A 26,103-nucleotide genomic window follows, 5' to 3' on the forward strand; every position below is an offset into this window, starting at 1 on the left:
ATACTGACGTATTCCCTTTATGACTTCGAGAAACCGCTTACAAAACCCTTTTATTCCCAAATTTCCGACACCCTATTTGTTATTGTTTCCCCAACCAGTGTCCCGAATGCGCTCGAGTACTTCTTCATGCTGTCGCATTTGATTGGGTGGCCTTCGTAGCAGCTTCTTGTTCTTGCCCAACCCTTTTCGTAATCCGATGAAATAGCACGAGACAAATCAGTCCCATCCCTGCAAAAATTCCGGTGATCGCAACGTTGGGAACCCACGCACTGACAAGAATAAACACACCAGCACTACTGACCCCTACAATGCTAAATAGGGAATGTATAGCCATATACGTGCTCCGCGCATGATCCGGCACCATATTGGCGAGTAACGCTTGTTTTACCGGAATGTGCATCACTTCACCCAACGTCGCGAAGAACATGGCAATGAGTAAGACAGCGGGAGAGCTGCTGAAGCTAATCCAGGCATACCCGCAAAAGTACAGGACCAGGCCTGACAGGAGCACGGCCCTATCTCTCAAGCCCTTCACCACATAGGAGAGCAAAACGGTCAAGCAAACAACCAGCAACGTGTTTTCTGTTTTTAAAAGGCCTAACAAATTCATCCCATCCACCTGAATAGCAAGAAACGAAAATAACTGCTCAGGCTCCGGGATTTCTTGCACTAAACGAAGGCCTATGACATTGGTCAATTGCTCCTCTACAGCTATAATGAGCAGATTCGCTATGGTAAACAGCAGAAAAATCCGATGCTTGAGCACTTCTTTATAAGCTCCCATGACATCTGCCATAAAACTCGAATCTTTTTGTCTTTGTTTGCCAGACGCTGAGCGTGCACCTTTTTCTGGCTCATACGTTTCCTTGATAAACAGGATCGTAATAGCGAGCGAAATAGCGATGCTTACAGCCACACCGAGAAATAGGGCAAAGTAATGCTTGTCGAACAAAAAAGCCCCCACCAATCCTCCTATAGCTACCGCCAGATTATTCAACCAATAGGAAGCCGTAAAAATCGCTCGCCTGTTCTCAGGCTGACTCACATCAATGATGAGTGCTTGGTATGCAGGACCTGACGCCCCCAAACAAAAGTTATTGAACAGAAACAAAATAAATGTCACGTAAGGCAGCTGAATCCAGGGCGAGTTGACAAAGGCTACACCAAGAAAACTGAGAAAGATGACCGCCTCACACACAACGATGACTTTTTTTCGCCCGATCCTGTCTGCCACATATCCCCCTGCAAAAGAGCCTGCGACACTCGCTGCCATCACACCTAAAAACATGAAGCCCGTTACAACCGTCCCCAATTGCTTGGAGAAAAAAACAATCAAGTACGGGGTCACAGTCATGCTCGCCATCGTCGTCAAAAATTGTAACATCAGCCTGATCTGAATGTTGCTGTCGAACTTCCAAAAACTCATCGTGACCATTCCTCTTTTCTCAACGATTGATTAATCAATCATTTATATTCCAAAAAAAAGACCGATGGAGAATGCTAGCGATTCTTCGGTCCAAAAAGCTGCATGGCAAACGGAACGAATTTTTCCCACATGTTGCTTTGTGGCTCATCGGTCAAATTCACACGCAGACCAATTAACAGACTCATGTACGCTGTCGCCACGTATTTGGGGTCTTGGACATGCAAGAGTCCTTTCTCTTGTCCATTGATCAAGAGCTCCGCAATTTTCGTACGAAATGTGTTGTGAAACGCATCTAACTCAGCAAATGAATGGGCAAAACGATTGTAGTAGCCAACTACTTGGACGACCAGACGCAAGTACGAATCAAACGCGGCGAAAAGCTTGATGTGATTGGTCACCATTCTCTCTAATTCCAGTAATGGCTCAGATGCTTGGGGATCAAAGTCAAGCAGTTTGACCGAATGCTCTTGTAATGGCTCCGTGACGGCAGCATGAAAGAGCTGATCCTTGTTTTCAAAGTACGTGAAAACACTGCCAAAGCTCACTCCAGATGCCTTTGCGACTTTTGCAATGGTGGTATCATCATAGCCGCGCTCGGCAAACAAGAGAACGGCCTGCTGAAGAATCGTTTCCCGCTTTTGCTTCATTTTTAGCACTTGTTCTTCTGAAAGTGGCATGCTGTACAGGCTCCTTGCTGATGAATGATTAATCGATCAATCGTTACTTGCATTATAGTACTGACTTCCAGCATTTGCAAAGAGTTTTGTCTCTCCTGATTCAGCAAAAAATAAAAACGGCTGGCACTTGTGTCCAGCCGCTTGCTATTCCTACTTCGCTAATTCATAGATCGCTTGCGCGTAAATCGCTGTCGCTTTGATCAGATCATCCACGAAAATATATTCATCTCGCTGGTGGGCACTGTCAGGACGACCTGGGAAAAGCGGTCCGAATGCTACCCCAACATCCAGCGAACGGCCGTAGGTAGCGCCGCCAATTGCAATGATACCTGCTTCCTCGCCTGTTTGTTCCGTATACACGCGTTGCAGTGTCGTCACCAAAGGGTGATTCGGGTCGACGCGGTGCGGTGTCAGATGCTCAGCCACTTCGAGCGTGTATGCCCCTTCACTGAATCGTTCAGCAAGAACGGCCGACCATTTTTCGAAGGCAACAGAATGTGGGTAACGGATATTCAGACGGAAAAGCGCATCCTGCTTTTCGTCATACTCGATCACACCTGTGTTCAGTGTGAGCGCACCCATTTCTTCATCATCATGCGCGATGCCAAGCGCTTCACCGTAATGCTGCTTGTGCAAATAACGATCAGCCAAGCTTACAAATACTGCTCCGCGTTCATCCAAGGACAAGGTGCGCAAAAAGTGAATGAGCTCAGTACCCGCGTTGACACCTTTGCTCGGGTCCATTCCGTGAACCGAAACGCCCTCCATGTGCAGCACTACGAGACCGTCCTGCTCCTCCACTTTTCCTTTCAAGCCAGTCGCTTCCAAGTGCTGGCGATAACTTTGTGCAATCGCCTCACTATTCAAGCCGATTGGCGCAAGCGTTGCTACAGCCTTGTCTGGAACCATGTTCATCCGCAAGCCAGCCTGTAAGGAAACGAGCTTTGCCGCCACATTATCCGCAGCAGGTATTCCAAGGCTTTGGAAGGATGCAAGCGTCTGCCGTAATGACAGATCGGTCAAGCCTTTTTCCGCATAGATCAGCGGGAAGTCTGCATCTGGTGTAAAGCCCATCGTCGGCATTTCTTCCGTTTCAAAATACGTGTTCACACACTGCCAGCTCGATTCTTCATCCGTACCGAAAATAAAGCGCACGCGCTTCGACAGCGGCAATCCCAACTCCATCACGATCTTCGCTGCGAAAATGGCCGCCATCGTCGGTCCCTTGTCGTCAATCGCACCACGGGCCACCATGCGTCCATCCACGATCTCGGCTGCATACGGAGGCGTACTCCAGCCATCGCCTTCCGGTACGACATCGACATGGCTCAGAATGCCGATCAATTCCTCACCTTGTCCGAATTCAGCGTGCCCTGCATACCCGCGGACGTCTTTGGTTGTCATGCCTGCTTTTTCACACACGCCTAGAGCAAAGTCAAGCGCTTGCCGAATCCCTTCTCCAAAAGGGGCACCTTCCCGTGCTGACTCGGGGTCCAATACACTTTTAATCTGCAAAAACTGTTGTGTCGTCGCAATCAGTTCGTCCTTGCGTTTTTTTGTTTCTTCCAGCCAATTAACGCTTGTCATTCTCTTCTCCAGTCCTCTCATTCATACTTCCTTCGTCCATTGCCGCATCGACGTCGAGATCCAGCTCCACCAACGATAACAATGACTCCATCGGCACTTCTTTTTTCGTAAATTCTGCTTGGGCGTCTTTAATTTCGTCCCGGATGTTGTTCATTTCGCTATCAAGCTTGTAGGACGCCTTGGCAGCCTCGAACAATCTTTGCCGTATATCGGATGGGATAATTCCCTCGTATTTATAATTCAGCGAGTGCTCAATCGTCGCCCAAAAATTCATTCCCAATGTGCGAATCTGAATTTCTACCGGAATGGTCACTTGCCCACCCGCCATCATGATCGGATACTCCACGGCAAGGTGATAGCCGCGATAGCCGCTTTCTTTTGGGGTAGAGACATAATCCTTCTCCAAATACACACGCATGTCTCCGCGGTTGCGGATCATCTCAACGACTGCAGGTATATCATCAATAAACTGGCAAATGACGCGGATGCCTGCGATATCGCGAATTTCCCAGCAGATATTCTCATCAATCGGAAACTGCAAGCGGTTTGCCTTGTTGTAAATACTCGGGATCGATTTGACCCTGCCCACCGCAAACTCAATCGGTGAATGCTCCTTGCGTTTGCGCAGCTCGTTACGGATATTTTTAATTTTGACTTTGATTTCTTCTACAGCTTGTTCGAACGGTAGCAGATATAGTTCCCAATCTAGTTTGTGCACGCTTACGTCCCTCCGGCTTGAAACTCTCCATCGTCCTTATCATTCAACATTTTGTGTGAGATATCCTTCCAAAATACAAAAAGAGACGGGAGAAAAGGCAGTTGTCACTGGCTTTTGCTCCGTCCCTCTTTTCTTAATTTTCGCGCGAAACAAAGGTTGCAAGTGAGCTTCTCAGCTCTTCTGCTAGAATGGCCAGCTGATTCGCAGCATCTGCGATAAGCTCCATCGCTGCACTCTGCTCCTCTACCGCAGCCGAGATGCTTTGGACACCGGCAGCCGCTTGCATCGATGCGGACGATACTTCACCAGCGACAACGGCTACCTGCTGGGCATCTGGCGCCATACGCTTGAATGCTTCACTGACACCATTAATTTCTTGCGACACCCCGAGGATGTTTTCCTCGATGTGCTGGAACATCTCTTGCGATTGGTGTGCTGTTTTTATGCCGCGGGCGGTCGTTTGGGCACCCTCGACCATCCTGGCGACTGCTTCTCTCGTATCCTTTTGTACGTCTCCAATCATGCCTACGATCTGCTGGGCAGCGCTGTTGGTATCTTCTGCCAGCTTGCGCACTTCCCCAGCGACGACGGCAAATCCCTTGCCATGCTCTCCTGCTCTGGCTGCTTCGATCGCAGCATTCAAGGCTAGCAGATTGGTCTGTCGGGCAATTTCTGTAATGACGGAGATAATTCTCGAAATGTCCTTCGATCGCCCTTCCAATACATGAATGACATCCGTTGCAGCTTCTACCGAACGATTGATTTCGTCCATGCTGTCCATCACATCTGCGATCGCGTGTCTGCCTGCGTGTGCATGCTGCTTCATTTCTTCCGCAGATACAGTCACCCGTTCTACATTTTCCGTTACGACCGCCACATCTTTCGTCAAATCAACAGCTAGATTCAAGGTTTGTCCCATTTTTTCTACCTGACTGTCAGCAGATGCAGCCACTTGATCGACGACGAGGACAATTTGCTGACTGGAAGCGGCAATCTCACTGGTGTTTCCCTGGATATTTCGCACCGCACCGGAAACGGAAGCGGCTGCCTGCTGAATCTGAAACAAAATTTTGCGCAGTTGCTTCTGCATCGTAACGAGAGACCCTGCAAGCTCCCCCAGTTCATCTTTTCGTTTTAATAGTTTGTCAGGAATCTCACGCGAAAAATCCCCATGTCCGATCCGCTCTGCCACGGAAAGCATGCCGCGAAACGAGCGGCGAAGCCAATTTGCTGTAAATAGCGAGATGATGACGATTAGCAAGAGGACGGCACCATTAAAGGCAATCATGGCATCCCGAATGCGGGTTGGGCCCTCCAGTATTTCAGTCATATTCATCTCTGCCAAAATCGCCCACGTCTTCTTCCCCACTTTGACCTGATCATAGGACACGAGCACTTGCTGTCCTAAGTAATCCATGCTTTCGACCGTTCCTTCGGATTGTTGGGTGAGCAAGACTTGATCAACGATGGGCGTATCTACTTTTTGCTGTAACAACGTATTTGGCTCACTGCCCAGTTGTGAGCGCATGAGCTTGTCCGGACCACCCACCAAGTAAATCTTCCCGGTTTCCCCAAGCCCCTCTCGTTGATTGAATATTCTAGAAATATAATCCATGGATACTTCGACTGCTATTTGCCCGATGATGTAGCCTCGCTCGTAGATCGGCGCTGCCATGTATACCCCTGGCGCTCCTCCAGATGGCTCGTAAATGCCTAGATCTGACATTTCTGCGCTTTGGGTTTTCTTGACTTGCTGCACAGTCTGGCCAAGTACAGAGTCAGCGTGTGGGCCTGTCAGGAGATTGGTACCAAAATCGGCCTGCGGCTTTGTCTCGTACACGATGTCCCCTTGTGCATTCAACAGAAAAGCATTTACGAAGCCGTAGCGAGCGACCTCCATTTTCAATTCGTTGGTATATCTCGCTTGCACTTCTTCATAGGTAGGCGATTCTCGTCCTTGCCGCCACACGTCCTCAAACGAAGAAAGGGCAGACATTACTGTTCCCGATGCAGCCAGCGTATCCACGTTCCTGGCTCGCTCACGAAAGTAATTTTCCACCTGTTCCTTGTTGCTGTGACGCAGCGCTTCCAGTGTAGCGGCGCTTCCGTTCAACAATTCCTGCTTGGATTCCTGATAAGCAAACACTCCCGCTGCCGTCAGCGGTACACTTCCTGCCAGTAGTAGTACGAGCAGTATACGAGCGCCCAACTTCATGGAAAAGACCCCCATTTTTTCCAATCTCATTTTCTGGTATACTTATAGAATATTATTTATATTTCTACTATTCATATGAATATAGTACCAGAAAAGGAAAAAGGAAAGCTAGACCAAAGTATCAGGCTGTTTCGAAAATCATAGCAATTTCGTCGCACATCGGCAGCTTGGAGCAATTAATACAATCCTTCCAAGCTTTTTGCGGCAGTGTTTCCTTGGCAACCACCCAAAACCCGCACTTTTCAAAAAACACTTGTTGATAGGTCAGCGCCAGTACACGCTTAATTCCCAGAAGGCGGCATTGCTCAACCAAATGAAGAACCAGATGTTTCCCTACGCCCATCCCCTTCGCTTTTTCCGAGATAGCCAAGGAGCGGATCTCAGCCAGATCCTCCCACAAAATATGTAGGCCTGCGACACCTACGACCGAATCTCCATCATGAGCGACAATAAAGGATTGCAAGTTTTCTAAGAAAGACAGCTTCGTACGTGGTAGCATCAAGCCTTGTTGTGCATATTCATTAACAATCTCCAACATGGCATCCACGTCTTTCATCGTAGCCTGACGTACTGCCAGTGCCTTTGCAACACCCATTCTACTCTCCTCCACCCCATGCATTTCGAGCCTGGCATGATTTAATATTTATTCATTATAGTATATAAATATACATTCGATCTGCGCAGAAGTCTATCCTTTTTTCACCTAATTTATGCTCAATTGCATGAACTATTCTTTTGTTAGGTAACGGTTGTGTTATAATCAAGCGTACGAGTTCATAAGGAGGTGCTACATACTTGACGACGAGACGGGAACGGAAAAAACGCGAAACACGCGAAAAAATCTTCAATGCTGCCATCAAGCTTTTCAAAACGCACGGCTTTGAAGCAACCACAATCGACATGATTTCCGAAGAAGCCGATGTTGCACGCGGTACGATCTTTCTGCATTTCACTTCAAAGGAAGCCATTCTCGCTAACTGGGGATATGAGCGTCTGCATGAAATCGAGGAGCGCCGGGAAGAGTGGGATTATGGTAACGAATGCAAATCGAAGGTGCTCCGGATCTACAAGATCATGAATGAAGTCACCATCACCAATTTCGATTTCATCAAAGTCGTCGTAGAATCCTCGATGAAACATCGGAAAGTACTTGAGAATGAAAAGAACATGTACTTTGAATTGCGTCAACTTTTCGCTGACCTGATTGAAGAAGCGCAAGAAAAGAATCAATTGAAAAGCAAATTCAACCCTCTTGTCGCTGCGAATATGTTGGAAAACATTTACTATAACGCTCTTTATGATTGGGTACGCAGCGAAGGCGCCTGGGCACTCGAAGAAATCATGGAAGAGAAGGTCTCTATCGTATTCGAAGGGCTGGTCGTGGAATAATCCGACTGACCAGCCCTTCGAATGTGACTACTGTATGATTTATTCGAAATACGCCCATTTGTACTGTGCATATCCCAAACCTGAAATGACTACGCCTTTCAACTTGGGGTTCTGTGCATACACCGTAGACTTGAAATAAAACGGAATGACTGGCATTTCGTCCACCAAGATTTTCTCAGCCTCTTGCAAGATCGCTTTTCGTTTGGCAGCATCCTTCTCCTTGGCAGAAGCCGCCAATAGATCGGCATATTGACGATTCTCCCAACGAGTATGGTTGTTGCCTTCCTTCGTTCGGAATATTTCTAGGAAGTTGATCGGATCGTTGAAATCCCCTGTCCACCCCATCCGCGCTACTTGGTACTTCCCGTTTTTCACGTTTTCATAGTAGACATTCCATTCCTGATTCTCCAGCTTGACATGCACACCCAAGTTTTTTTGCCACATGTCCTGTACGGCTTGCGCTATTTTGGTCTGTGCTTCCTCTGTATTATAGGACAGTGTAATCGGCGGGAGCTGGTCGACGCTAGCGTACCCTTCTTCCTTCATGCCTTCCGCCAACAGCTGCTTGGCTTTTTCTATGTCGTTGCCTGGAAACAAGCCTTGCTCGTTCTCAGCAAACATCGTAGGCGGCACTACGGCTGTCGCAACCAATTCCCCTCCTTGCGTGATGTTCTCCACGATGTCTTTCCGGTTAATCGCGTAGGAAAAGGCTTGGCGAATTTTTTTGTTGTGGAAAGGCTTTTGCTCTGTGTTGAATTCATACCAATACGTCCCGGCTTTTGGCGTGATCACCAGCAATCCTTTTTCCTTCAGAGTCGGCATCGCGTCGAGTGGTAGATTGCCAGTTGGGGCACCTGCCCAATCGAGATCGCCGCCCTCCAGCATCGACAGCTCTGTATTTGCGTCATTGATCATATTCATTTCGATTTTGGTCAGCTTAACAGCGTCTGCTTCCCAGTAATGCTCATTTTTCGTAAGCGTCAGCTTGGTTTTATGCTCCCACGTATCGAGTTTGAACGGTCCATTCGAGGTGTAGGCTGGTCCTGCTTCCTTCGCCCAGTCCGGTTTGTCTTTCACCACTTTGGTATTCAGCGGGAAGTAGCTGTAAAAAGCCGTGAGCTCCAAGAAAAACGGCGTCGGATTTTCCAGTTGGACGACAAGTGTCTTGTCATCTGTTGCCTTGACCCCGATCTCTTCGGGCTTCGCTTTGCCAGCAAAGGCCGCCTCTGCATTTTTTACATAAAACAGCTGATAGGCATACTCTGAACCGTTTTTGGAATCGAGTGCCCATTTCCAGGCGTTCTCAAAATCATGCGCGGTTACGGGGTCGCCGTTCGACCACTTCGCATTGTCGCGAATCGTGAAGGTGTACGTCAACAAATCGTCTGATGCCTTGATTTCCTGCGCCATGGCGGGCTGTGGAACGCCCTTGTCGTCAATGCGAGTCAGCCCCTCAAACGTCTGAAAAATAACATTGGATGACCAAACATCCGAAATGAGTCCGGGATGAAGAGAAAGCGGTTCTGTAAAGTTATTCAGTTTAAGTATTTGTTCGGGTTGCACAGATGCAATAGCTGGCGTAGCTTCTGTCGTTGGTTGTGTGGCAGGCTTTGCTGCTTCCTGTGGTTGTCCGCATGCAGCTAGAGCTAAAGCCAAGCCTGCTGCGAAAACAGCTTTTCCTGTTTGTTGCCACCATCGGTTTATGGAACGTCGCATGGTTTATTCCCCTTCGCTCGGGAGCCTTCGCTGTTCTTCTCTCTGCTGCCATTCTTTCAGCTCGCTTTTGATTTGATAGAGCTCTGCACGTGTTTCGAGCTTGAACGCTTTTAATTCGCTTCTGATTACAGCCAACTCATGAAAGAGTCGCTCCCACACCTCTTGATCTTTGTCCATGTTCGCCTCCTTTTTCGGTCGTATACACGGCAGGCAGTTCAATTGTCACCTGCGTTCCGTGTCCTCGTTCACTCTGAAAGTGGATCGTCCCTTGCATCGCCTCGATGATCCGGCAAGTTACCATTAATCCGAGACCTGTCCCTTTTTCCTTTGTCGAATAAAAAGGAAGCCCAATCTGTTCAATCTGCTCCAGCGTCATCCCCTCTCCCTCATCCTTAATGGAAATCACATGATAGTTCCCGGCTGCTTGTACGGTGACGTGCAGTACGCCACCTTGCCCCATCGATTCGATACCGTTTTTCATCAGATTCATCAATGCTTGCTTGAGCTTAACGGCGTTGCTCTCAACGAATAGGCCCGGTTCGGTCTCACAGGCGATTTCCACTCGGTTCATGACGCTGTAAGAGGACATGATGGCCGTCACTTCTTTCACGGTATGCGAAATCTCCAGTCGCTCCAGCGTCTCAGAATGAGGCTTGGCCAGATTCAAATAGTCGGAAATAATAAATTCAGCCCGATCGAGTTCATTTAAGACCAATCGGATGTATTCAATGTTTTTCGGATTCGACTCCTCACGCAGCAATTGGACAAAGCCTCGTACCACTGTGAGTGGATTGCGCACTTCATGGGCGACACTGGCTGCCAGCTCGCTAATCAGGTTCAGCTTTTCTGAACGTTCGACTTGCTTGCGGATAATATGAGATTCTCGAATAAACTCGATGAAATAAACGGCTCCACCTAGTATGATCAAAGCGAGGTAGCCGATTTCCACTAGCGGCTCCAGATAATCGTTAATGATGGACAACGGGAACCCTCTCCAGATCAAAACAACCATCCCGCCACCGATGATGGATAGCTGCTTCAAACATCCGATTAAGAGAACGACCGCTAGTTTTTTTCGCAAAGAGTAGCCATACCAACGATTGACCAACAAAAACGGTATGATCGCGTAGACCATCGTTCCAAGAATCGTTATGAGAACGCCATCGCCACCCAGAACGATCCTTACGACAAACATCACCAAAATCGTCAAAATGCCCGGGATATACCCAGCGTATAAAATGGTAATAATGATTGGTATCGAGCGTAAATCGTACGCCATACCATTACTGAGTTGTACTGGAAAGCTCATGGCAAAAATGACGCTGATCGAGCTACAAACGATAACCATTGATGACTTGACGCTCATCTTGTTCGAGGTTGATCGCCCCAGCCAAACATTTCTATACAGCAAAACAGGGACGATAACGAACAGTAACTGCAGCAAAATGTCTTTGATGATTAACATATATCGGTTCCCCTGGCTCTTAGAATATTTCGATTTTTCTTACAGAATACCATCTCTAGGTATCTTTCTGGAAGGCACATTTTCAACATCTGGCAGAAAGGATGTTTTTGTTGCGGTGACCAGCACATTTCCCTATGATGAAGAAGAGCTTGTTTGAAGACCTTGGAGGTAATGACATACAAATGCGAAATGGTATAAAGCGTGAAGATATCGAGCTGTTGGCACCTGCTGGTAACTGGGACTGTTTGAAGGCAGCCGTGGCCAACGGAGCCAATGCCATCTTTTTTGGGGTAGAAAAGTTCAACGCGCGTGCTCGTGCTGAGAACTTCCAAATGGCTGAACTGCCTGAGATTATGGCTTATTTGCACATGTACGGGGTAAAGGGCTTCCTTACCTTTAATATTCTCGTTTTTGAAAATGAACTAGAAGATGCACGCGAGTTGATAGACGCCTGTATTCACGCTGGAGTAGATGCTGTGATCGTACAAGACCTCGGTCTTGTAAAGATGATCCGCGAGATTTCTCCAGACTTCCCGATTCACGGCTCTACGCAAATGACGATTACTTCTCCGGAAGCGGTGGAGTTCACGAAGCCGTTTGATATGGAACGCGTCGTACTTGGTCGTGAAAATTCATTAAAAGAGATCAAAAAAATCGGGGAAAAAGCAAAGCTGCCGATGGAAGTATTCGTCCACGGCGCCTTGTGCGTTTCTTATTCCGGACAATGCCTGACCTCGGAAATGTGGGGTGGACGCTCGGCAAACCGCGGAGAGTGTGCCCAAGCCTGTCGCTTGCCGTATGACCTGATGGTAGATGGTGTGCAAAAGGATATGGGAAATATCGCTTATGTGCTGTCCCCGAAGGACTTGGCTGCCATCGATTTGGTTCCTGAGCTGATCGAAGCTGGCGTGACTTCCTTTAAAATTGAAGGTCGTCTAAAAACACCTGAATACGTTGCAAACGTCGTGAGTAAATACAACGCTGCCATCGAGCGTTATTTTGCCGGACAAGATACAGGACCATCCGAGGTAGAAGTACGCGAGCTGCAACAAAGCTTCTCTCGCGGGTTTACACACGGATTTTTGACCGGGACAAACAACAAGCAGCTCGTAGATGGATCGTTCCCGAAAAGCCGCGGTGTGTTTTTGGGAACCGTGAAAAAACTGCTTCCTACAGGCGTACTGGTGGACATCACTGCTCCTGTCAAACGCGGAGACGGAATCGTGTTCGACGCGGGTGACCCCACGCAAAAAGAAGAAGGCGGTCGCATCTACGATATTTTGAGCCGCAGTAAAAAAGTAGAAGGCGAAGTTTCCAAAGGCATGTACGAAATCGTCATGGGACGCAATGACGTAAATCTGAAACGTCTTCACGTCGGTGATCGCGTATGGAAGACAAGCGATCCTGAGCTGGATCGTCGCCTGCGCAAAACGTTTGAGACGGAAAAGCCTTATCGCACCTTCCCGCTGTCCGTTCACGTAAGCGGCAAGCTGGGTGAAAAGCTCAGCGTCACTTGGGTGGATAAACAGGAGAATCACGCTGTCAGTGTTCCTTCCGACGTGCTGCTGGAGACTGCTTTGAAGCGTCCTCTGACGAAGGAATTGCTGCACGATCAACTCAGCCGTCTAGGCGGAACTATTTTCCACCTGGAAGCTCACGATCTGACTGTCGATCTCGAAGGGGATCTCATCGTACCTGTCAGTGAGTTGAACCGGATGCGCCGTGACGCAGTCGAGCAGCTCGTGTTCCTGCGTTCCAAGCCGCCGATTTACCACCATCACGATATCAATGTATACGCGGACGTACCAACGAGCAAACCAGTGGAAAAACCACTCCTGACAGCTCTGTGCCGCTCGCTTGAGCAATTGGAAGCAGCTGCGCAAACAGATGTGGACTTCCTCTACGCTGACTTTGAATTCGTCAAGCAATATCCAGAGGGTGTCAAGCTGGCCCATAAGTACGGGAAAAAGATCGGGATTGCTACAATGCGCATTCATATGCCGGATGAAAACGGTGTCCTTGCCCTGATCGCAAAAAGCAAGCCAGACGCTATTTTGGTGCGCAACACGGGAGCACTCTATTACTACTTGTCTCGCCGTGAAGAAATCGACATTCCGCTCATTGGCGATTTCTCCTTGAATGTCGCGAACCACAAGGCAGTTGAGCTGTTCTTCGCAACAGGTCTTGACCGCGTTACGCCATCGTACGATCTGAACATCCAGCAGATGGTCGATCTGCTCAGCCGCTCGAACGCTGCGAACATGGAGCTGGTTATCCACCAGCACATGCCGATGTTCCACACCGAGCACTGCGTATACTGCACATTCATGAGTGAAGGTACTGACCATACAAACTGCGGAACTCCATGTGAGACCTCCCGCATTTCTTTGAAAGACCGCGTCGGTTTCTCTCACCCTATACGTGTGGATACCGGTTGCCGCAATACCGTTTATAATGCGATTGACCAGTCCGGTGCTGAGTACTTGAGCGAGTTCCGCTCCCTGAATGTCGGCAGCTACCGCATCGAGTTTTTGGAAGAAGAGCCAGAGCGCGTGAAAGAAGTAATCAGTCTGTATCGCAAGGCATTGCGCGGAGAAGTTAGCGGTACACACGTATGGCGTACCCTGAAGGCAACCAACCAGTTGGGCGTCACACGTGGGCAACTGACGAAATAAATACCAGCTTTGATGAGAGGAGAGAGAAAGTATGGCTGACCTGAATCAACCTACTGTAGAAAACCTGGCCGTTATTATCGAGGGCATCAAAGCAAAGCTGAACATGGCGAATACGGCGGTGATGCGCCCGGAGGATTTCGATCTCGTTCATTACGAGGATTTGCTGTACCTGTACAATATGGTGCAGAAAAAAGCGGCGTTTGGTATCAATGAAATGACCGCCATCGTTGAAGAGCTAGGTGCGATGAGAAAGCAATCCTAGTTTTTGCCCTGATCAAGTAAAGAAGCGTCGCTCCAGTATGTGGAGGGACGCTTTTTTGTGTGGTTTTATTTTTGCAAGGAAATGGTAAACGTATGGAACTTGATGTCCTTTCCATGCTTTTGTATCGTCTCGATTGCTGATTGGATCAGTGTTTCTTTCCCTTTGCCATCCATTTCGACACCACCACCGTTCGTAGGAAATGACATATATGGCGTGATCGTTAATTCTTTTACATCTGCTGTCACTGGGTCGAAACGTCTTGTACCCGTGAGATACTCTTTGCCGTCGGACTTTTTGCCTTGGCTACCGCCTGAGTACGCTCCCAGCTCGTTCCCTTTTTCATCAACCACCTTGAATTCCAAATAGCTCGATAAATACCCAATTTCCTCGGTTACTGCCTGGAAGCTCACAACCAGCCCTGCTGGACCCAGTGTGACATCCGAAACGGTCAGGTCAATGCCTCCAGCTTGTTGCTGGTGATTAATCGGAATGCGTTTCGTATCTGTACGTTCACTGATTGGTAGGGAGAAGCTCCACTTCTTGCCGTCCTCCCCCTGGAAGCTCAACCCTAGCTTGAACTCCTGAGGCAAGTCATTCATTGCGTCGATATCGACAATTCCGGTCGCAAGTGTCGGTGTGATTTGTGTTTGCTTGTTGCTTCCTGCGTATCCAAACGCTTCCCCGTTCACTGTCAAATCTGGTGAGGAGCCTAAATAATGCTCTCCGACTGCCTCCTTCGTTTCCAATGTGTACCCAATCGTAAAGCGTGTCCCATCATAGTAGACTTCATTGACGGTTATCGCATTGCCACCCACGTCCTGCGACTCGCCGATGACAGTCGTTAAGCCTTTTTCACTCGCTTGCTTCAATCCGCTGTCACCGTAAGTCGCGAATATCGATCCGATCAATGGCACCTTGGAGACTAGGTTTGCCATCGCGGGCGAGACAGCCGCTGAGCTAAACAAGATACCTAGAGCAACGACTGCAGCCCCTGTGCTATACACCAGCTTCGTTTTGTTTAGGCGTTTTCTTTGTGGCGCTACTTCTCGAACCGTTTTGGTGATAATGTCGTCCAGCTTCTCTGTAGGGACCGGAATGCGATCTACTTGCTCTTTATAGGCATGAATTTTTTCTCTCATGGAAATACTCCCCTTTCAGCTTCTTCCTTAATAGAGTAAGACCTCTGTGTATGTTCGTTTTCACGGTGCCTTCCGGGCAATCTAGAAAGGCTGCGATTTGCTTTACAGAATAGTCCTTATAAAATCGCAGCAAGAGAACCGTTACATACTTTTCTTCGAGCTCTCCCATTGCTTCCAAAAGGTCGATTCGTTCTTCCAGCCTTACACCTTCTGTATCTCGTATATTTTCGATCATGTCTTTACTCAGCGAAATTACCTTTCGCTTTTTTGCCAAATAGGCAATCGCCGTGTTGATCAAAATTCGCGTCAGCCATGTCGTAAAATATTGATCATCCTTTACGGTTGAAATGGAGATCAAAGCCTTATAGACCGTTTCCTGAAAAACCTCCAGCGCATCCTCTTCGTTGCGCGTGTACACGAAAGCCATCTTGTACAGATTGGCTTTTTCCTGGTGCATGAGCATTTGGAATGCCTCTGAATCACCGGTCTTGGCGCGTGCAACGAGACCAAGCGTTTTGTTCAATCTGTTCCCCTCCTTTTCTCCCCAGTTAGAGAAATCAGGACTGTAAAACGTTTCACATTTTTTACCGAAATGAAAAAAGCCTGCTCTCATAGTCTACCGGAGACTACGGAAACAGACTCTATCCGTTACACTTTTTTCAACACGATGACTGCGTTATGACCGCCAAAGCCAAAGGAATTGGACATGCCGATGGTGAGGGTAGCTCTGCGGGCTGTATTTGGCACATAGTCCAGATCGCAGGCCGGGTCTTGCTCCTCCTGATTGATCGTCGGGGGAATGATTCCTTCCTGCAAGCTCTTAATCAGGGCGATCGCCTCCGCACCCCCGGCTGCACCAAACATATGACCAGTCATCGATTTGTTGGCGGTGATCGGTACACGGTAAGCATCCTCGCCAAACAGCTTTTTGATCGCCAATGTCTCGGAGCGATCTCCGATTTCTGTGCTGGTAGCGTGCGCACTGATGACATCCACATCTGTCGTTTGCACCCCTGCTTCCTGGAGGGCCCATTTCATCGCGCGATAGGGACCGATTCCTTCTGGATGTGTCGCCACCATATGATAGGCATCAGAGCTTGCCCCGTAGCCAATCACCTCGGCATACATGCGGGCGTTTCTTTTCTTGGCGTGTGATTCTGATTCCAAAATCACAATTCCAGCACCCTCTGCCATGACAAACCCATCCCGCTTGGAATCAAATGGCCGACTCGCTCCTGCTGGATCATCATTTCTCGTTGACAATGCCGTCGCATTGCTAAAGCTGGCGAGAGATATGTCCGTCACTGCGGCCTCAGACCCCCCTGCGATGACGATATCCGCCCCGCCCGATCGAATGAGCCGGAAAGCCTCGCCGATGGACGTATTCCCAATCGAGCAAGCAGTAACAGGGGACATCGTCGGCCCGTACAGACCGTACTTGATGCTGATCATCGCTGCTGCCATGTTGGAGATGAGCATGGGAACTAGCGTCGGGCTAATCCGCTCTGGACCTCGCTCACGCAGGACATCATGCTGCTCAAGGAGCGTCTCTACCCCACCAATGCCAGAACCTACATATACCCCGATTCGCTCGCGGTCCAACTCGTCCAGCCGAAGCTCTGCATCCTCTAGCGCTTCTTCTACAGCAGCAAGGGCAAACTGGCAAAAGCGATCCATTCGTCGCGCCTCTTTGCGCCCAAACCGCTCTACCGGATCAAAATCTCGCACCAAACCGGCGATTTTCGTTTTATTACGTGCTGTATCAAAAGTGTCAATATGCGAGATTCCAGACTTCCCTTGGACGAGACTGTTCCAAAACTGCTTTACTGTATTCCCTATTGGGGAAATCACTCCCATACCTGTAACAACGACTTTTTCCATGGTAAGCCTCCTATTCAAGTGCCTTATGGGAATCATCTTGTCACACGGGTTATCCTATTACAAGTTGTTGTTTATCCTAGTATAATGAGTACTAGTCTAACAATCTTAACCAGTTGAGGAAATGGAGAGTGTACCATGAATCAGCAAACGCGTTTGCAAGCACTGTCTACTTTTTTGAAAGCGCAGCGCGCCAAAATCCTGCCACAATCGGTCGGGCTGGCTCCTGGGACGCGCAGAAGAACACCCGGGCTACGTAGAGAAGAGGTTGCTCAGCTTGCGGGGGTCAGCTCCACCTGGTATACATGGCTGGAACAAGGCCGCGACATCAAGGTCTCGCCTTCTGTTCTGGATGCGGTAGCGAGAGCCTTGCAGCTCACCGTCGATGAGCGCAAATATTTGTATGCGCTGGCACTAGAGACAGGCACGGGAGTCGGGCAAGGTTTGCCAAAAGATGAACCGCCGAAGATCAATCCTGCCCTGAAACGAATCTTAAAAGAGTTGCGCTCGTGTCCAACCATCATTTCAGATCGGCGCAGTCATATTGTGGGCTGGAACGAGGCAGCCGCACATGTCTTTCTCGATTTTGAACAAATCCCTTATGAAGAGCGAAATTTGATCCGCCTAGTGTTTACGCGAAAAGAATTGCGACGGCTGGCCGTTAACTGGGAGCATTTCGTCAGCGGCTTTCTCGCAATTTTTCGCGCGAATTATGGTCAGTATGTGGAGGACGAGTGGTATGAGCCGTTTTTAAGCGAAATGCGGCAGGTTCATCCCGACTTTCACGATCTATGGGAGCAAAGCCGCGTCAGCTCAGCCCCGGAGGTTTTACTGGAATTCCGTCATGCAAAGGCAGGGAAAATGCTCTTTGATCTGACTTCGCTGCAAGTTTCCGGGAGCGCGGATTTGCAGTGCAGCATTTACACGCCTGACCCGAATTCTGCAACGGAGACAAAGCTGCGGCAACTGATTGATCGGCCGGGTTCTTCTACCAAACCGTGACCGAAGGTCTTTCTAGTTTGAGTTAACATAGTGGAGGAGAAGAAAAAGCACAGTTCTCTTCGACTCTGACACGCCTGCATGGGGGATTGACTGTCCGTCTACACTTCAAAAAGGGGGCCGTCGAGCCAAAGCCACCCTACGAGCGGAAGGTTCTCGAGGAAGAAGTGTTCGACAAGCGTGGTCCCCTTTTTGAAGTTCCGACTGGGTAGGCGTTGTCAAGGTCTGCGAGCCCTGTGCTTTTTCTTCTCACTAGCCTTGTCCGTAGATCGAGGCCTTCTAAAACTTGCACGCAAAAGGAAAACCAGCCCAACGGCAAATGCCAGGGCTGGTCTCTTTATTAATGATTCACAATTCCTACGCGCGTCCCGGAGGAAGCAAGGCTTCCGACTTCCTCGCAACCTTCCTTCCAAAGCAAATAACGGATACTGTCTGCCAGCGCTTCCCAGCTCGCCTCGATGACGTTGGTGGAGACGCCGACTGTGCTCCACTTTTCGCCGTTGCTCGAGGATTCGATTAGGACACGTACTTTTGCGGCAGTCGCGCCGTTTTCATCCAAGACACGCACCTTGTAATCTTCCAGCTGCATTTTTGCAATGCACGGGTAGTAGCCTTCCAATGCTTTTCGCATGGCATTGTCCAGTGCGTTCACCGGACCATTGCCATCAGCTGCCGTATGGACAGACTCCCCGTTCACACGCAGCTTCACAGTCGCCTCCGACGTGATCGATTGGACGGCTGCCTTTTCCAGCATGATTTTGAAGGAGTCCAGCTTGAACAGATTTTTCATCTTTCCAGAGGCTTCCAGCAGCATCAGTGTTAGCGAAGCCTCTGCTCCTTCGTATTGATAGCCTTGGAATTCGCGCTCTTTGATGTGTGTAATGATTTCTCTCGCCTTTTCGCGATCCAGCGACAGATCGATCTCCAGCTCTTCCATTTTGGCGAGCAAATTGCTTTGTCCTGCGAGCTCTGAGACGAGTACGCGACGTTTGTTGCCGATGTTTTCTGGCTCGATGTGCTCGTACGTTTTCGGGTCGCGCATCACGGCACTTACGTGAATACCACCCTTGTGAGCAAAAGCACTATAACCGACAAACGGTTGGTTGTTCGGCATCGTCATGTTGGCAATTTCCGCTACATAGCGCGACAGCTGTGTCAGCTCCTGCAATTGATCAGTGCTCACACAGTGAAAGCCGAGCTTGAGCTGCAAATTCGGAACCACGGAGATCAGGTTGACGTTCCCACAGCGCTCACCGATGCCATTAATGGTTCCTTGTACTTGCTGTGCGCCCGCTTGAATCGCAGCTAGCGCATTGGCAACTGCCACTCCGCTGTCATTATGCGGATGGATGCCTACAGGCGTCCGTAGATGGCCCACAGTCGTTTTGACAATATCATAGACTTCATGCGACAGTGTCCCACCATTTGTATCACAGAGAACAATCCAGTCAGCTCCAGCTTCTTCTGCCGCTTCCAGCACCCGCAATGCATAGCGCGGATTCGCCTTGTACCCATCGAAGAAATGCTCTGCCAAAAAGAGAGTCGTCAGTCCGTTTTCTTTTAAAAATGCGACCGAATCAGCGACCATGCGCACGTTTTCTTCCAATGTCGTCTTGAGAGCATCCGTCACGTGCAAGTCCCATGATTTCCCGAAAATCGCCGCCGCGCCTACCCCGCTTAAGATCAACGCTTGCAGATTGTCATCATCCGCCGCTGCTACATTCGGTCTACAGGTACTGCCAAAAGCCGTTACCTTTGCGTGCTGCAGCGGAATCTCCCGGATACGCTCAAAAAAAGCCATGTCCTTTGGATTGCTGCCTGGCCAACCGCCTTCAATAAAATCGATACCAAACTGATCCAGCCGCAGTGCGATCTTTATCTTGTCTTCTACCGACAGGCTGATCCCTTCTCCCTGCGTACCATCTCGCAGGGTCGTATCATACAGATACACCTTGCTATTCATGTTTCTTCTCCACCTGTTCTGTTATTTTTCTGAATAATCACATCATTCAAACCGTTAGACGATACCCAGTATACCACAGCCCAAATGGAAAGAAAACGCAGGAAAATAGAGGTTTTTTCTATGTCCGTGGGGTGCGGACAAATGCGACGGTTTGTTTGATCGCAGCTTCCAACGGAGCCGATGTTCCTGCAAACGGATGACGCGTGTTAAATGTATGATCTCCGCCTTCTATCCAGTGCAGCTCGCTGTTTTTGGCAGCCTGATGAATTCTTTTTGCACCCTCTACCAGACGGACATAATCTTTTTCTCCTGTGATGATGCTCAGTGGTTGTTCCATCGTAGAAACACGTTCCAAAATATCGTATTGTTGGCGATTGCTGTCCACGTCCTCGATCACGACTCTCGTGATTGGCATATCTTGACCGGTTCGCGCATTCGCTATGTATCCGACGCCTGTCTCTTCTATTTGTTGGCGCAGCTTCTCGTCGAACAAATCGACATGGGCGATTCCGTTCCAGGTCACAATCCCTGCCACATGCGGGTTATTTGCTCCGAATAAAATCGCATCACCGCCGCCCTTGCTATGTCCCAATACGTACAGCTTCGTTTTGTCCACATAATCGGGTACAGGAAGCTCGCCTGACAAAATCCGTTCCGTCAACGCTTGCAAATCAGCCAGTTCACGCGCATACGTATTGCGCCCGAATTTCTCCAGCTCATCGAACTCCGTCAAGCTCTCCCCTACGCCATTGCAGCTAAAGTTAAAGCGAATCGTGGTAATGCCTTGCTTGGCGAGCTCATCGGCTACGAAGGGAAAGCTTCCCCAATCCTTGAAGCCTTTAAAGCCATGGCAAAATAGCAGTAGCGGCTGTGCTGAACCCGCCGCTTCCTCCGTATGAATGTCTCCTCGCAGCGTCAACTCCTCGTCGAGTGCGATGGAAAATGATTGCTTTTGCATGTGCGTTTCACCTCTTGTGCATTTTTTTATTATTATGCCGTGTCCCCCTCTGAAAAGAAACGGAAATACCAAAAAAAGAGACCTTCCTCTATGGAAGATCCCTCAGTCGCTCAGACTTCTCTTTATTAACGAGATACAACGCATACTCCAACGGCCGTCGAACCGCCATCTTATATCGCTTGTGCTGACGCATCTGCTTGAAAATTTCTCTGCCTGGCTTCGGATTGATTTCGATAATCCACACCTTCCCGTGAATATCAATCCCCAGATCAAAGCCAAACTCCATCATCAGGCCGAAATGCTCTTCAATGCGTGTGACAGTCTTGCTCGCGAGCTCCTTGCATTCCAGCACAATCCGCTCTGCCATTTCCTGACCAAATCGTTTGACCAAAAAGGAAACAGCAGGTAAAGCGGTTCCCCCTCCATGCAAATTCGAGGTGGACGATTGTAACGGCCCAACGCGAATGCCCATCCCGGTCAAACACCACTGACCCTTCCCGTCCTTTTGCACGAGTAGGCGAGCATCAACTGTTCGCTTGGGAACCAGTGACAACCGTAGCCCCTGTTGAAGAAAAAACTGCTCGTTTCCGCTCTTCTCATTCTTCATCCAATGCTCCAGCCGCTCGCACACCTCTGTGAGCGTCGCCAGTTTTTCGCAGCTTTTGGCTTGCTTCTTGGTCCTGCCATGCAAAAGGTAGCGACCTGCTCGTTTCTCCACACGCAGTATGCTTCTGCCACCTGTGCCGTTTGTCGGCTTGAGATAAACCAGACGATGATCGGCAAGCATCGCATCAAGCGTTTTTCTGTCGTAGGGGAGTGTTTCGGGAAGCCAGCGCTGTAGCTCAGGATCTTGTATCAAAATCTGATGAACGACATATTTGTTCGAGAAGCGGTTATTCGCATAACGAAACCAGTCTTGCTTGCGAAATGGCAAATAGGCACGATGCTTGGGCAATGGGTAGTAGCGATAACGGTCGATGACAATATCGGGCCAGGCAAAACACTCTCGTCTCCACTTCGTGCCATCTGGTACAAAACCGTTGATCCGCTTTTCTGCAAACTGGACATCTTGTGGGCTAAACAAAAAAACCTCTGCCCCCATTTCTCTCCCTTCCTCAACCAGCCTTCGTAAAAAGCCGGGCTCGACAAAGCCTGATTCTCCTCGGTAGGTCAGTACGCCTATCCGTTTTCTCACCGAAAGGCCACTCCCTCCCTTGTTCAATTTTCTAGCTAGCCTCGTATAGCTTATGGTTGAAAGCAAAAAAAGCGCCTTTGTCCTATGTAGGCAAAAGCGCATCTTTCATGAGTTTTCTTATTGTTGATGTGTTTCCAAATAGTGCAACGCTGTTCGTCCCAAGAGCTCGCCTGCGATCAGCATGGCATCCTCGTCGATATCAAAGCGGGGATGGTGATGTGGATATCTCGCCAATTTTTCCGGATTGCCTGCCCCTACGAACAAGTAAGCGCCGGGCACCTTTTCCAAGTAGTAAGAAAAGTCCTCGCCACCCATCAACGGCTTCATCGATTCCACGCGACCAGCTCCGAATGCAGCAATGGCTGCCTCCTGTGCGATCGCTGCTTCTTTTTCATGGTTAATGACGGCTGGATACCCTCGATCGTAGACAACCGTAGCGCTGCCTCCCATCATGGCAGCTGTCCCCTCCGCAATTTCTGTCAGGCGCTGCTCCGCACGATCGCGGACGTCTGGCAAAAAGGTGCGGACAGTCCCTGTCAAACGACAGCTATCTGCGATGATGTTCGTACTGTCTCCCCCATGGAACGTCCCCACGGTTACTACCACACTCTCTAATGGGCTGACGTTGCGGCTGGCAATTGTTTGGAGATGACCGACAATTTGTGAACCAATCACAATGGAGTCGACGGTTTCTTCTGGAACAGCACCGTGTCCTCCTCTTCCTTTGATCTCGATGGAAAAGTCGTCCGTATTCGCCATGAGCGGACCTGCACTAATATACACCTTGCCCACAGGGAACATCGACCAGAGATGAACGCCAAAGATCGCATCGACGCCATCTACAGCACCATCCTGAACCATTTGGGTAGCTCCACCCGGATTTTCCTCTTCCGCATGCTGAAAGACAAAGCGAATTTCTCCGGCAAACTGCTCACGATGTGCTGCCAACACAGAAGCGAGTCCTAACAGCTGAGAAGTGTGCGCATCATGTCCACACGCATGCATGACGCCAGGTACGGTAGATTTATACGGCACCTCTTTTTGATCCTGAATCGGCAATGCGTCAAAATCCGCACGTAACGCGACGACCTTTCCCGGGCGACCTCCGCGCAAAACGCCGATGACTCCTCTACCGCCCACGCCTGTGCGAACCTCATCAAAATGAAGTCCTCTCAATATTTCGGCAATAAGGGCTGGGGTCTTCTCTTCTTGAAAGGAAAGCTCGGGATGCTGGTGCAGATGACGCCTCCAGCTAATGATTTGCGGCTCCATCTCTTTGAGCAGCTCTTTTAATTGTTCCTGCAAGGCCATGGTTTTTATTCCTCCCACTGGATGCACCATTCTTCTTTCATCATAGCAGAATCATGGGCCAAATGGGGAGCTTGACTAATCCAGAGCGAGCATGCTGCGTTTTCGCTTCTCAAAAACCGCAAAGCTCGTATAGCCTACTCGTTTCAACTGCGCTCGAGCCTCGTCCAACTGCTGACCGACTTGCTCAGGTGCAGTAGCGCTAGACGCCAAGGTAATGGGCACCTCATTCTGGAACAAAATTTCCAGAAAGCGATAACTGGGCGAAAATTCTCGGAACTGACTCGCCAGACCGTAGCCTGTATTGATTTCCGTCGCAATCTCCCTGCGTCCAAGAGCTCGAGCCACACGCTGATAATACGGCAATAGTGCCGTTTCATCCGGTCGCACACCAAACGCTTTGATGCCATCGATATGGGCAATGACATCGAATAATTGCGATTCGATCGCCTGCTCCAGCTTATCAAAATAAAGGCTGTACAATCCGATTAGTTCCTGTCTTCCAAAGCGTTCTCGTGCATCCTGGATCGAATAGCCCCAGCCTTCCAGAAAATGTACGGCCCCTATGCACACATCCCAAGGATATTGATTGATGACATGACGCAGTGTCTCTTCTCCACCTGAAAAATAATCCAGTTCAATCCCGACACGCAGGTCAATCCCGTCCTCCGCCCAACGAAGCCGCTCTTTTTGCATGAAAACAACAAAGCTGTCCAGAGAGTCATTTGCGACCTGACTCAGCCATTTGCGCTGCGCCGTCCCCAAGCGATCAGCGCCGATGTGCACATGCTGCTCGTAGTACGGCCGATACTCAAGAAAACGATATAAGTGCTCCACCACGCAAACTTGCTGAATCCCCGCCTGTTTGGCACGTAATCGATACAATTCAAGCCAGTCCCGTGAATACGGGCCTTGTTGAAGGCGCTCAGCCAACCCATTGGTCAGCATACTAGCCCATTTTCGGCTCCCCTTCACTTCGGCATGCTCCACAAGGGGACGCAATGATTCCGCTTGCTTGAGCAACCAGTCCAGCGAATACGGCCCTTCCTCCAGATGGACGTGAAAGTCTACCTTCATCCCGATCACCTCCTTGGGTTCGTCCCTGCTATTTTCTATCGTTTATATGCTTGTGGTTCCATACATATGTCGAGTATTCACATGACGAACGACTAAGCAAAAGAGGTGAAAAAAGAACAAAAAAATGCCTCAGCAACGAGGCATTTTCGATTATCAGCTATTTTTTCGTTCATACACGTAAAACGCATGCGGATGAACGTTCTTCTCATCCACGATACCCTCACGCTTGTCCACCAAGGTGTAAGCATCGCGATCCCATGCTGGGAAAAACGTATCGCCCTCAGTTTCCAAATCGATCTCCGTAATGTACAGCCGATCAACAACATCGAGGAACTGACGATAAATTTCCGAGCCACCAAAGATGATGACATCACCCAGTGCGAGCACTTCTTCCTTCGTATGGACGACATCTACACCTTCAGGGTGAAAGTCCTGGCTGCGTGTCAGGACGACATTTCTGCGGTTAGGCAGCGGCTTGCCGATCGATTCGAACGTTTTGCGTCCCATGACGATCGTTTTGCCTGTCGTTAATTCCTTCACATTTTTCAAGTCTGCAGGTAGGTGCCACGGCATGTCCCCATCTTTTCCGATGACTTGATTGCGGGCATAGGCAACAATCAGGCTGATCATACGGCCACCTCGCCTTTGATGTGCGGGTGGGATTCGTAGCCGACGATTTCAATATCTTCGTATTTGAAGTCAAAAATCGAAGTCACTTCTGGATTGAGTACGAGCTTCGGCAGTGGTTTCGGCTCACGAGTGAGCTGGAGCTTGACCTGCTCGATATGGTTGAGATACAGATGAGCATCACCGATCGTATGAACAAAATCGCCCACTTCAAGTCCAGTGACATGCGCCACCATATGCGTCAGCAATGCGTAGGAAGCGATATTAAACGGCACACCCAAAAATGTATCGCCACTGCGCTGATACAGCTGGCAGGATAGCTTGCCATTCGCTACGTAAAACTGGAACAACAGATGACAAGGCGGCAATGCCATCTTGTCCAATTCAGCCGGATTCCACGCGCTAACGATCAAGCGGCGAGAGTCCGGATTGCGTTTAATCTCATCAATGACCCATTGAATCTGGTCCACTGTTTTGCCGTCGCGTCCCGCAAAGGAACGCCATTGGCTTCCGTATACCGGGCCCAAATCTCCGTTTTCATCGGCCCATTCGTTCCAGATCCGCACGCCGTTTTCCTGCAAGTAGCGGACATTGGTATCGCCTGATAAAAACCAGAGCAATTCGTGGATGATCGATTTCATATGCAGCTTTTTCGTTGTGACCATTGGAAAGCCTTCACTCAGATCAAAACGCATCTGATGCCCAAAAACACTGGTCGTTCCGGTGCCTGTCCGATCCTCTTTTGTGACACCCTCATCTAAAATGCGCTGGCACAAATCCAGGTATTGTTTCATCGTCCATCTCTCCTTCCATCTCATCTATTTTACCT

General features: G+C 49.3%; 23 protein-coding genes. 4 read left to right on the forward strand and 19 right to left on the reverse strand.

What is annotated here, in order from left to right:
- Window positions 1-124 precede the first annotated feature (124 nt).
- The 6 genes from POF51_RS15175 to POF51_RS15200 form a co-directional block, all read right to left on the reverse strand.
- A complete protein-coding gene (locus POF51_RS15175) occupies window positions 125-1,426 on the reverse strand; it encodes an MFS transporter (protein ID WP_069847896.1) in 1,302 nt (433 codons plus the stop codon).
- Window positions 1,427-1,500: 74 nt separating this feature from the next.
- Entirely contained in the window at window positions 1,501-2,103 is a 603-nt protein-coding gene (locus tag POF51_RS15180) for a TetR/AcrR family transcriptional regulator (RefSeq protein WP_017250654.1), read from the reverse strand.
- Window positions 2,104-2,253: 150 nt separating this feature from the next.
- On the reverse strand, window positions 2,254-3,690 hold the full coding sequence (gene pepV, locus POF51_RS15185; protein ID WP_069847898.1) for a dipeptidase PepV: 1,437 nt from the start codon (window positions 3,688-3,690) through the stop codon (window positions 2,254-2,256).
- Entirely contained in the window at window positions 3,677-4,408 is a 732-nt protein-coding gene (locus POF51_RS15190) for a GTP pyrophosphokinase (RefSeq protein WP_017250656.1), read from the reverse strand. The genes pepV and POF51_RS15190 overlap by 14 nt, the downstream gene beginning before the upstream one ends.
- A 133-nt stretch (window positions 4,409-4,541) precedes the next feature.
- Window positions 4,542-6,623 carry a methyl-accepting chemotaxis protein gene (locus POF51_RS15195; RefSeq protein WP_069847900.1) on the reverse strand — a complete coding sequence of 694 codons (2,082 nt, stop codon included), beginning with the start codon at window positions 6,621-6,623 and terminating at the stop codon, window positions 4,542-4,544.
- 121 nt (window positions 6,624-6,744) lie between these two features.
- Complete coding sequence (locus tag POF51_RS15200; protein WP_007722846.1) at window positions 6,745-7,218, reverse strand: N-acetyltransferase; 474 nt, start codon at window positions 7,216-7,218, stop codon at window positions 6,745-6,747.
- Between the two features lie 200 nt (window positions 7,219-7,418).
- Between POF51_RS15200 and POF51_RS15205 the strand changes: the two genes are divergently transcribed.
- A complete protein-coding gene (locus POF51_RS15205) occupies window positions 7,419-8,012 on the forward strand; it encodes a TetR/AcrR family transcriptional regulator (RefSeq protein WP_017250658.1) in 594 nt (197 codons plus the stop codon).
- Window positions 8,013-8,051: 39 nt separating this feature from the next.
- Here POF51_RS15205 and POF51_RS15210 read toward each other — a convergent pair whose 3' ends face one another.
- Genes POF51_RS15210 through POF51_RS15220 form a run of 3 tightly spaced genes read right to left on the reverse strand, consistent with a single transcriptional unit; the run spans window position 8,052 to window position 11,193 of the window.
- Complete coding sequence (locus POF51_RS15210) at window positions 8,052-9,728, reverse strand: peptide ABC transporter substrate-binding protein (RefSeq protein ID WP_069847902.1); 1,677 nt, start codon at window positions 9,726-9,728, stop codon at window positions 8,052-8,054.
- A 3-nt stretch (window positions 9,729-9,731) separates the two neighbouring features.
- The gene (locus POF51_RS15215) at window positions 9,732-9,905 is read right to left on the reverse strand and encodes a hypothetical protein (protein ID WP_017250660.1); all 174 of its coding nucleotides are present in this window, start codon (window positions 9,903-9,905) and stop codon (window positions 9,732-9,734) included.
- Window positions 9,865-11,193 (reverse strand): ATP-binding protein, encoded by a 1,329-nt coding sequence (locus POF51_RS15220; protein ID WP_271755676.1) that lies wholly within the window; start codon window positions 11,191-11,193, stop codon window positions 9,865-9,867. Before POF51_RS15220 ends, POF51_RS15215 begins: the two co-directional genes overlap by 41 nt.
- Before the next feature lie 182 nt (window positions 11,194-11,375).
- Here POF51_RS15220 and POF51_RS15225 point away from each other — a divergent pair, with 182 nt between their 5' ends.
- Window positions 11,376-13,868: a DUF3656 domain-containing U32 family peptidase gene (locus tag POF51_RS15225; protein ID WP_069847904.1), complete on the forward strand. Its 2,493-nt coding sequence runs from the start codon at window positions 11,376-11,378 to the stop codon at window positions 13,866-13,868.
- Between the two features lie 31 nt (window positions 13,869-13,899).
- Window positions 13,900-14,130 carry a DUF1128 domain-containing protein gene (locus tag POF51_RS15230; RefSeq protein ID WP_007722824.1) on the forward strand — a complete coding sequence of 77 codons (231 nt, stop codon included), beginning with the start codon at window positions 13,900-13,902 and terminating at the stop codon, window positions 14,128-14,130.
- A gap of 65 nt (window positions 14,131-14,195) precedes the next feature.
- Here the strand turns inward: POF51_RS15230 and POF51_RS15235 are convergent, their stop codons facing one another.
- The 3 genes from POF51_RS15235 to fabF form a co-directional block, all read right to left on the reverse strand.
- Complete coding sequence (locus POF51_RS15235; protein WP_271755677.1) at window positions 14,196-15,269, reverse strand: DUF4179 domain-containing protein; 1,074 nt, start codon at window positions 15,267-15,269, stop codon at window positions 14,196-14,198.
- On the reverse strand, window positions 15,244-15,792 hold the full coding sequence (locus POF51_RS15240) for a sigma-70 family RNA polymerase sigma factor (RefSeq protein WP_069847907.1): 549 nt from the start codon (window positions 15,790-15,792) through the stop codon (window positions 15,244-15,246). Before POF51_RS15240 ends, POF51_RS15235 begins: the two co-directional genes overlap by 26 nt.
- 125 nt (window positions 15,793-15,917) lie before the next feature.
- Window positions 15,918-17,150, reverse strand: a complete 1,233-nt coding sequence (gene fabF / locus POF51_RS15245) for a beta-ketoacyl-ACP synthase II (RefSeq protein WP_069847909.1) — start codon at window positions 17,148-17,150, stop codon at window positions 15,918-15,920.
- A 135-nt stretch (window positions 17,151-17,285) separates the two neighbouring features.
- On the opposite strand from fabF, the gene POF51_RS15250 reads away from it, so the two are divergent.
- Window positions 17,286-18,149, forward strand: a complete 864-nt coding sequence (locus tag POF51_RS15250; protein ID WP_271755678.1) for a helix-turn-helix transcriptional regulator — start codon at window positions 17,286-17,288, stop codon at window positions 18,147-18,149.
- 337 nt (window positions 18,150-18,486) lie between these two features.
- Here the strand turns inward: POF51_RS15250 and cimA are convergent, their stop codons facing one another.
- From cimA to POF51_RS15285, 7 genes are all read right to left on the reverse strand, one after another.
- Complete coding sequence (cimA, locus tag POF51_RS15255; RefSeq protein ID WP_271755679.1) at window positions 18,487-20,109, reverse strand: citramalate synthase; 1,623 nt, start codon at window positions 20,107-20,109, stop codon at window positions 18,487-18,489.
- Window positions 20,110-20,227: 118 nt separating this feature from the next.
- Window positions 20,228-21,067, reverse strand: a complete 840-nt coding sequence (locus tag POF51_RS15260) for an alpha/beta hydrolase (RefSeq protein ID WP_271755680.1) — start codon at window positions 21,065-21,067, stop codon at window positions 20,228-20,230.
- A gap of 88 nt (window positions 21,068-21,155) precedes the next feature.
- Window positions 21,156-22,262: a YheC/YheD family endospore coat-associated protein gene (locus tag POF51_RS15265; RefSeq protein ID WP_271755681.1), complete on the reverse strand. Its 1,107-nt coding sequence runs from the start codon at window positions 22,260-22,262 to the stop codon at window positions 21,156-21,158.
- 117 nt (window positions 22,263-22,379) lie between these two features.
- Complete coding sequence (locus POF51_RS15270) at window positions 22,380-23,573, reverse strand: M20 metallopeptidase family protein (RefSeq protein WP_271755682.1); 1,194 nt, start codon at window positions 23,571-23,573, stop codon at window positions 22,380-22,382.
- 75 nt (window positions 23,574-23,648) lie between these two features.
- Window positions 23,649-24,647: a histidinol phosphate phosphatase domain-containing protein gene (locus tag POF51_RS15275; protein ID WP_271755683.1), complete on the reverse strand. Its 999-nt coding sequence runs from the start codon at window positions 24,645-24,647 to the stop codon at window positions 23,649-23,651.
- Window positions 24,648-24,800: 153 nt separating this feature from the next.
- Window positions 24,801-25,277: a dihydrofolate reductase gene (locus POF51_RS15280; protein WP_174226112.1), complete on the reverse strand. Its 477-nt coding sequence runs from the start codon at window positions 25,275-25,277 to the stop codon at window positions 24,801-24,803.
- Entirely contained in the window at window positions 25,274-26,068 is a 795-nt protein-coding gene (locus POF51_RS15285) for a thymidylate synthase (RefSeq protein ID WP_069847924.1), read from the reverse strand. Before POF51_RS15285 ends, POF51_RS15280 begins: the two co-directional genes overlap by 4 nt.
- Between the last annotated feature and the right edge of the window lie 35 nt (window positions 26,069-26,103).

Source organism: Brevibacillus sp. AG, from assembly GCF_028369215.1.
In the GTDB taxonomy this organism is placed as follows: Bacteria; Bacillota; Bacilli; order Brevibacillales; family Brevibacillaceae; genus Brevibacillus; species Brevibacillus porteri.

Coding starts and splice junctions, on each gene's coding strand:
- POF51_RS15260 (WP_271755680.1), bottom strand. CDS start 21,067: ATGCAAAAGCAATCATTTTCCATCGCACTCGACGAGGAGTTGACGCTG.
- POF51_RS15275 (WP_271755683.1), bottom strand. CDS start 24,647: ATGAAGGTAGACTTTCACGTCCATCTGGAGGAAGGGCCGTATTCGCTG.
- POF51_RS15235 (WP_271755677.1), bottom strand. CDS start 15,269: ATGAGAGAAAAAATTCATGCCTATAAAGAGCAAGTAGATCGCATTCCG.
- POF51_RS15225 (WP_069847904.1), top strand. CDS start 11,376: ATGCGAAATGGTATAAAGCGTGAAGATATCGAGCTGTTGGCACCTGCT.
- POF51_RS15250 (WP_271755678.1), top strand. CDS start 17,286: ATGAATCAGCAAACGCGTTTGCAAGCACTGTCTACTTTTTTGAAAGCG.
- POF51_RS15180 (WP_017250654.1), bottom strand. CDS start 2,103: ATGCCACTTTCAGAAGAACAAGTGCTAAAAATGAAGCAAAAGCGGGAA.
- POF51_RS15175 (WP_069847896.1), bottom strand. CDS start 1,426: ATGAGTTTTTGGAAGTTCGACAGCAACATTCAGATCAGGCTGATGTTA.
- POF51_RS15220 (WP_271755676.1), bottom strand. CDS start 11,193: ATGTTAATCATCAAAGACATTTTGCTGCAGTTACTGTTCGTTATCGTC.
- POF51_RS15200 (WP_007722846.1), bottom strand. CDS start 7,218: ATGGGTGTTGCAAAGGCACTGGCAGTACGTCAGGCTACGATGAAAGAC.
- POF51_RS15215 (WP_017250660.1), bottom strand. CDS start 9,905: ATGGACAAAGATCAAGAGGTGTGGGAGCGACTCTTTCATGAGTTGGCT.
- POF51_RS15195 (WP_069847900.1), bottom strand. CDS start 6,623: ATGAAGTTGGGCGCTCGTATACTGCTCGTACTACTACTGGCAGGAAGT.
- fabF (WP_069847909.1), bottom strand. CDS start 17,150: ATGGAAAAAGTCGTTGTTACAGGTATGGGAGTGATTTCCCCAATAGGG.
- POF51_RS15270 (WP_271755682.1), bottom strand. CDS start 23,573: ATGGCCTTGCAGGAACAATTAAAAGAGCTGCTCAAAGAGATGGAGCCG.
- POF51_RS15280 (WP_174226112.1), bottom strand. CDS start 25,277: ATGATCAGCCTGATTGTTGCCTATGCCCGCAATCAAGTCATCGGAAAA.
- POF51_RS15230 (WP_007722824.1), top strand. CDS start 13,900: ATGGCTGACCTGAATCAACCTACTGTAGAAAACCTGGCCGTTATTATC.
- POF51_RS15210 (WP_069847902.1), bottom strand. CDS start 9,728: ATGCGACGTTCCATAAACCGATGGTGGCAACAAACAGGAAAAGCTGTT.
- cimA (WP_271755679.1), bottom strand. CDS start 20,109: ATGAATAGCAAGGTGTATCTGTATGATACGACCCTGCGAGATGGTACG.
- POF51_RS15285 (WP_069847924.1), bottom strand. CDS start 26,068: ATGAAACAATACCTGGATTTGTGCCAGCGCATTTTAGATGAGGGTGTC.
- pepV (WP_069847898.1), bottom strand. CDS start 3,690: ATGACAAGCGTTAATTGGCTGGAAGAAACAAAAAAACGCAAGGACGAA.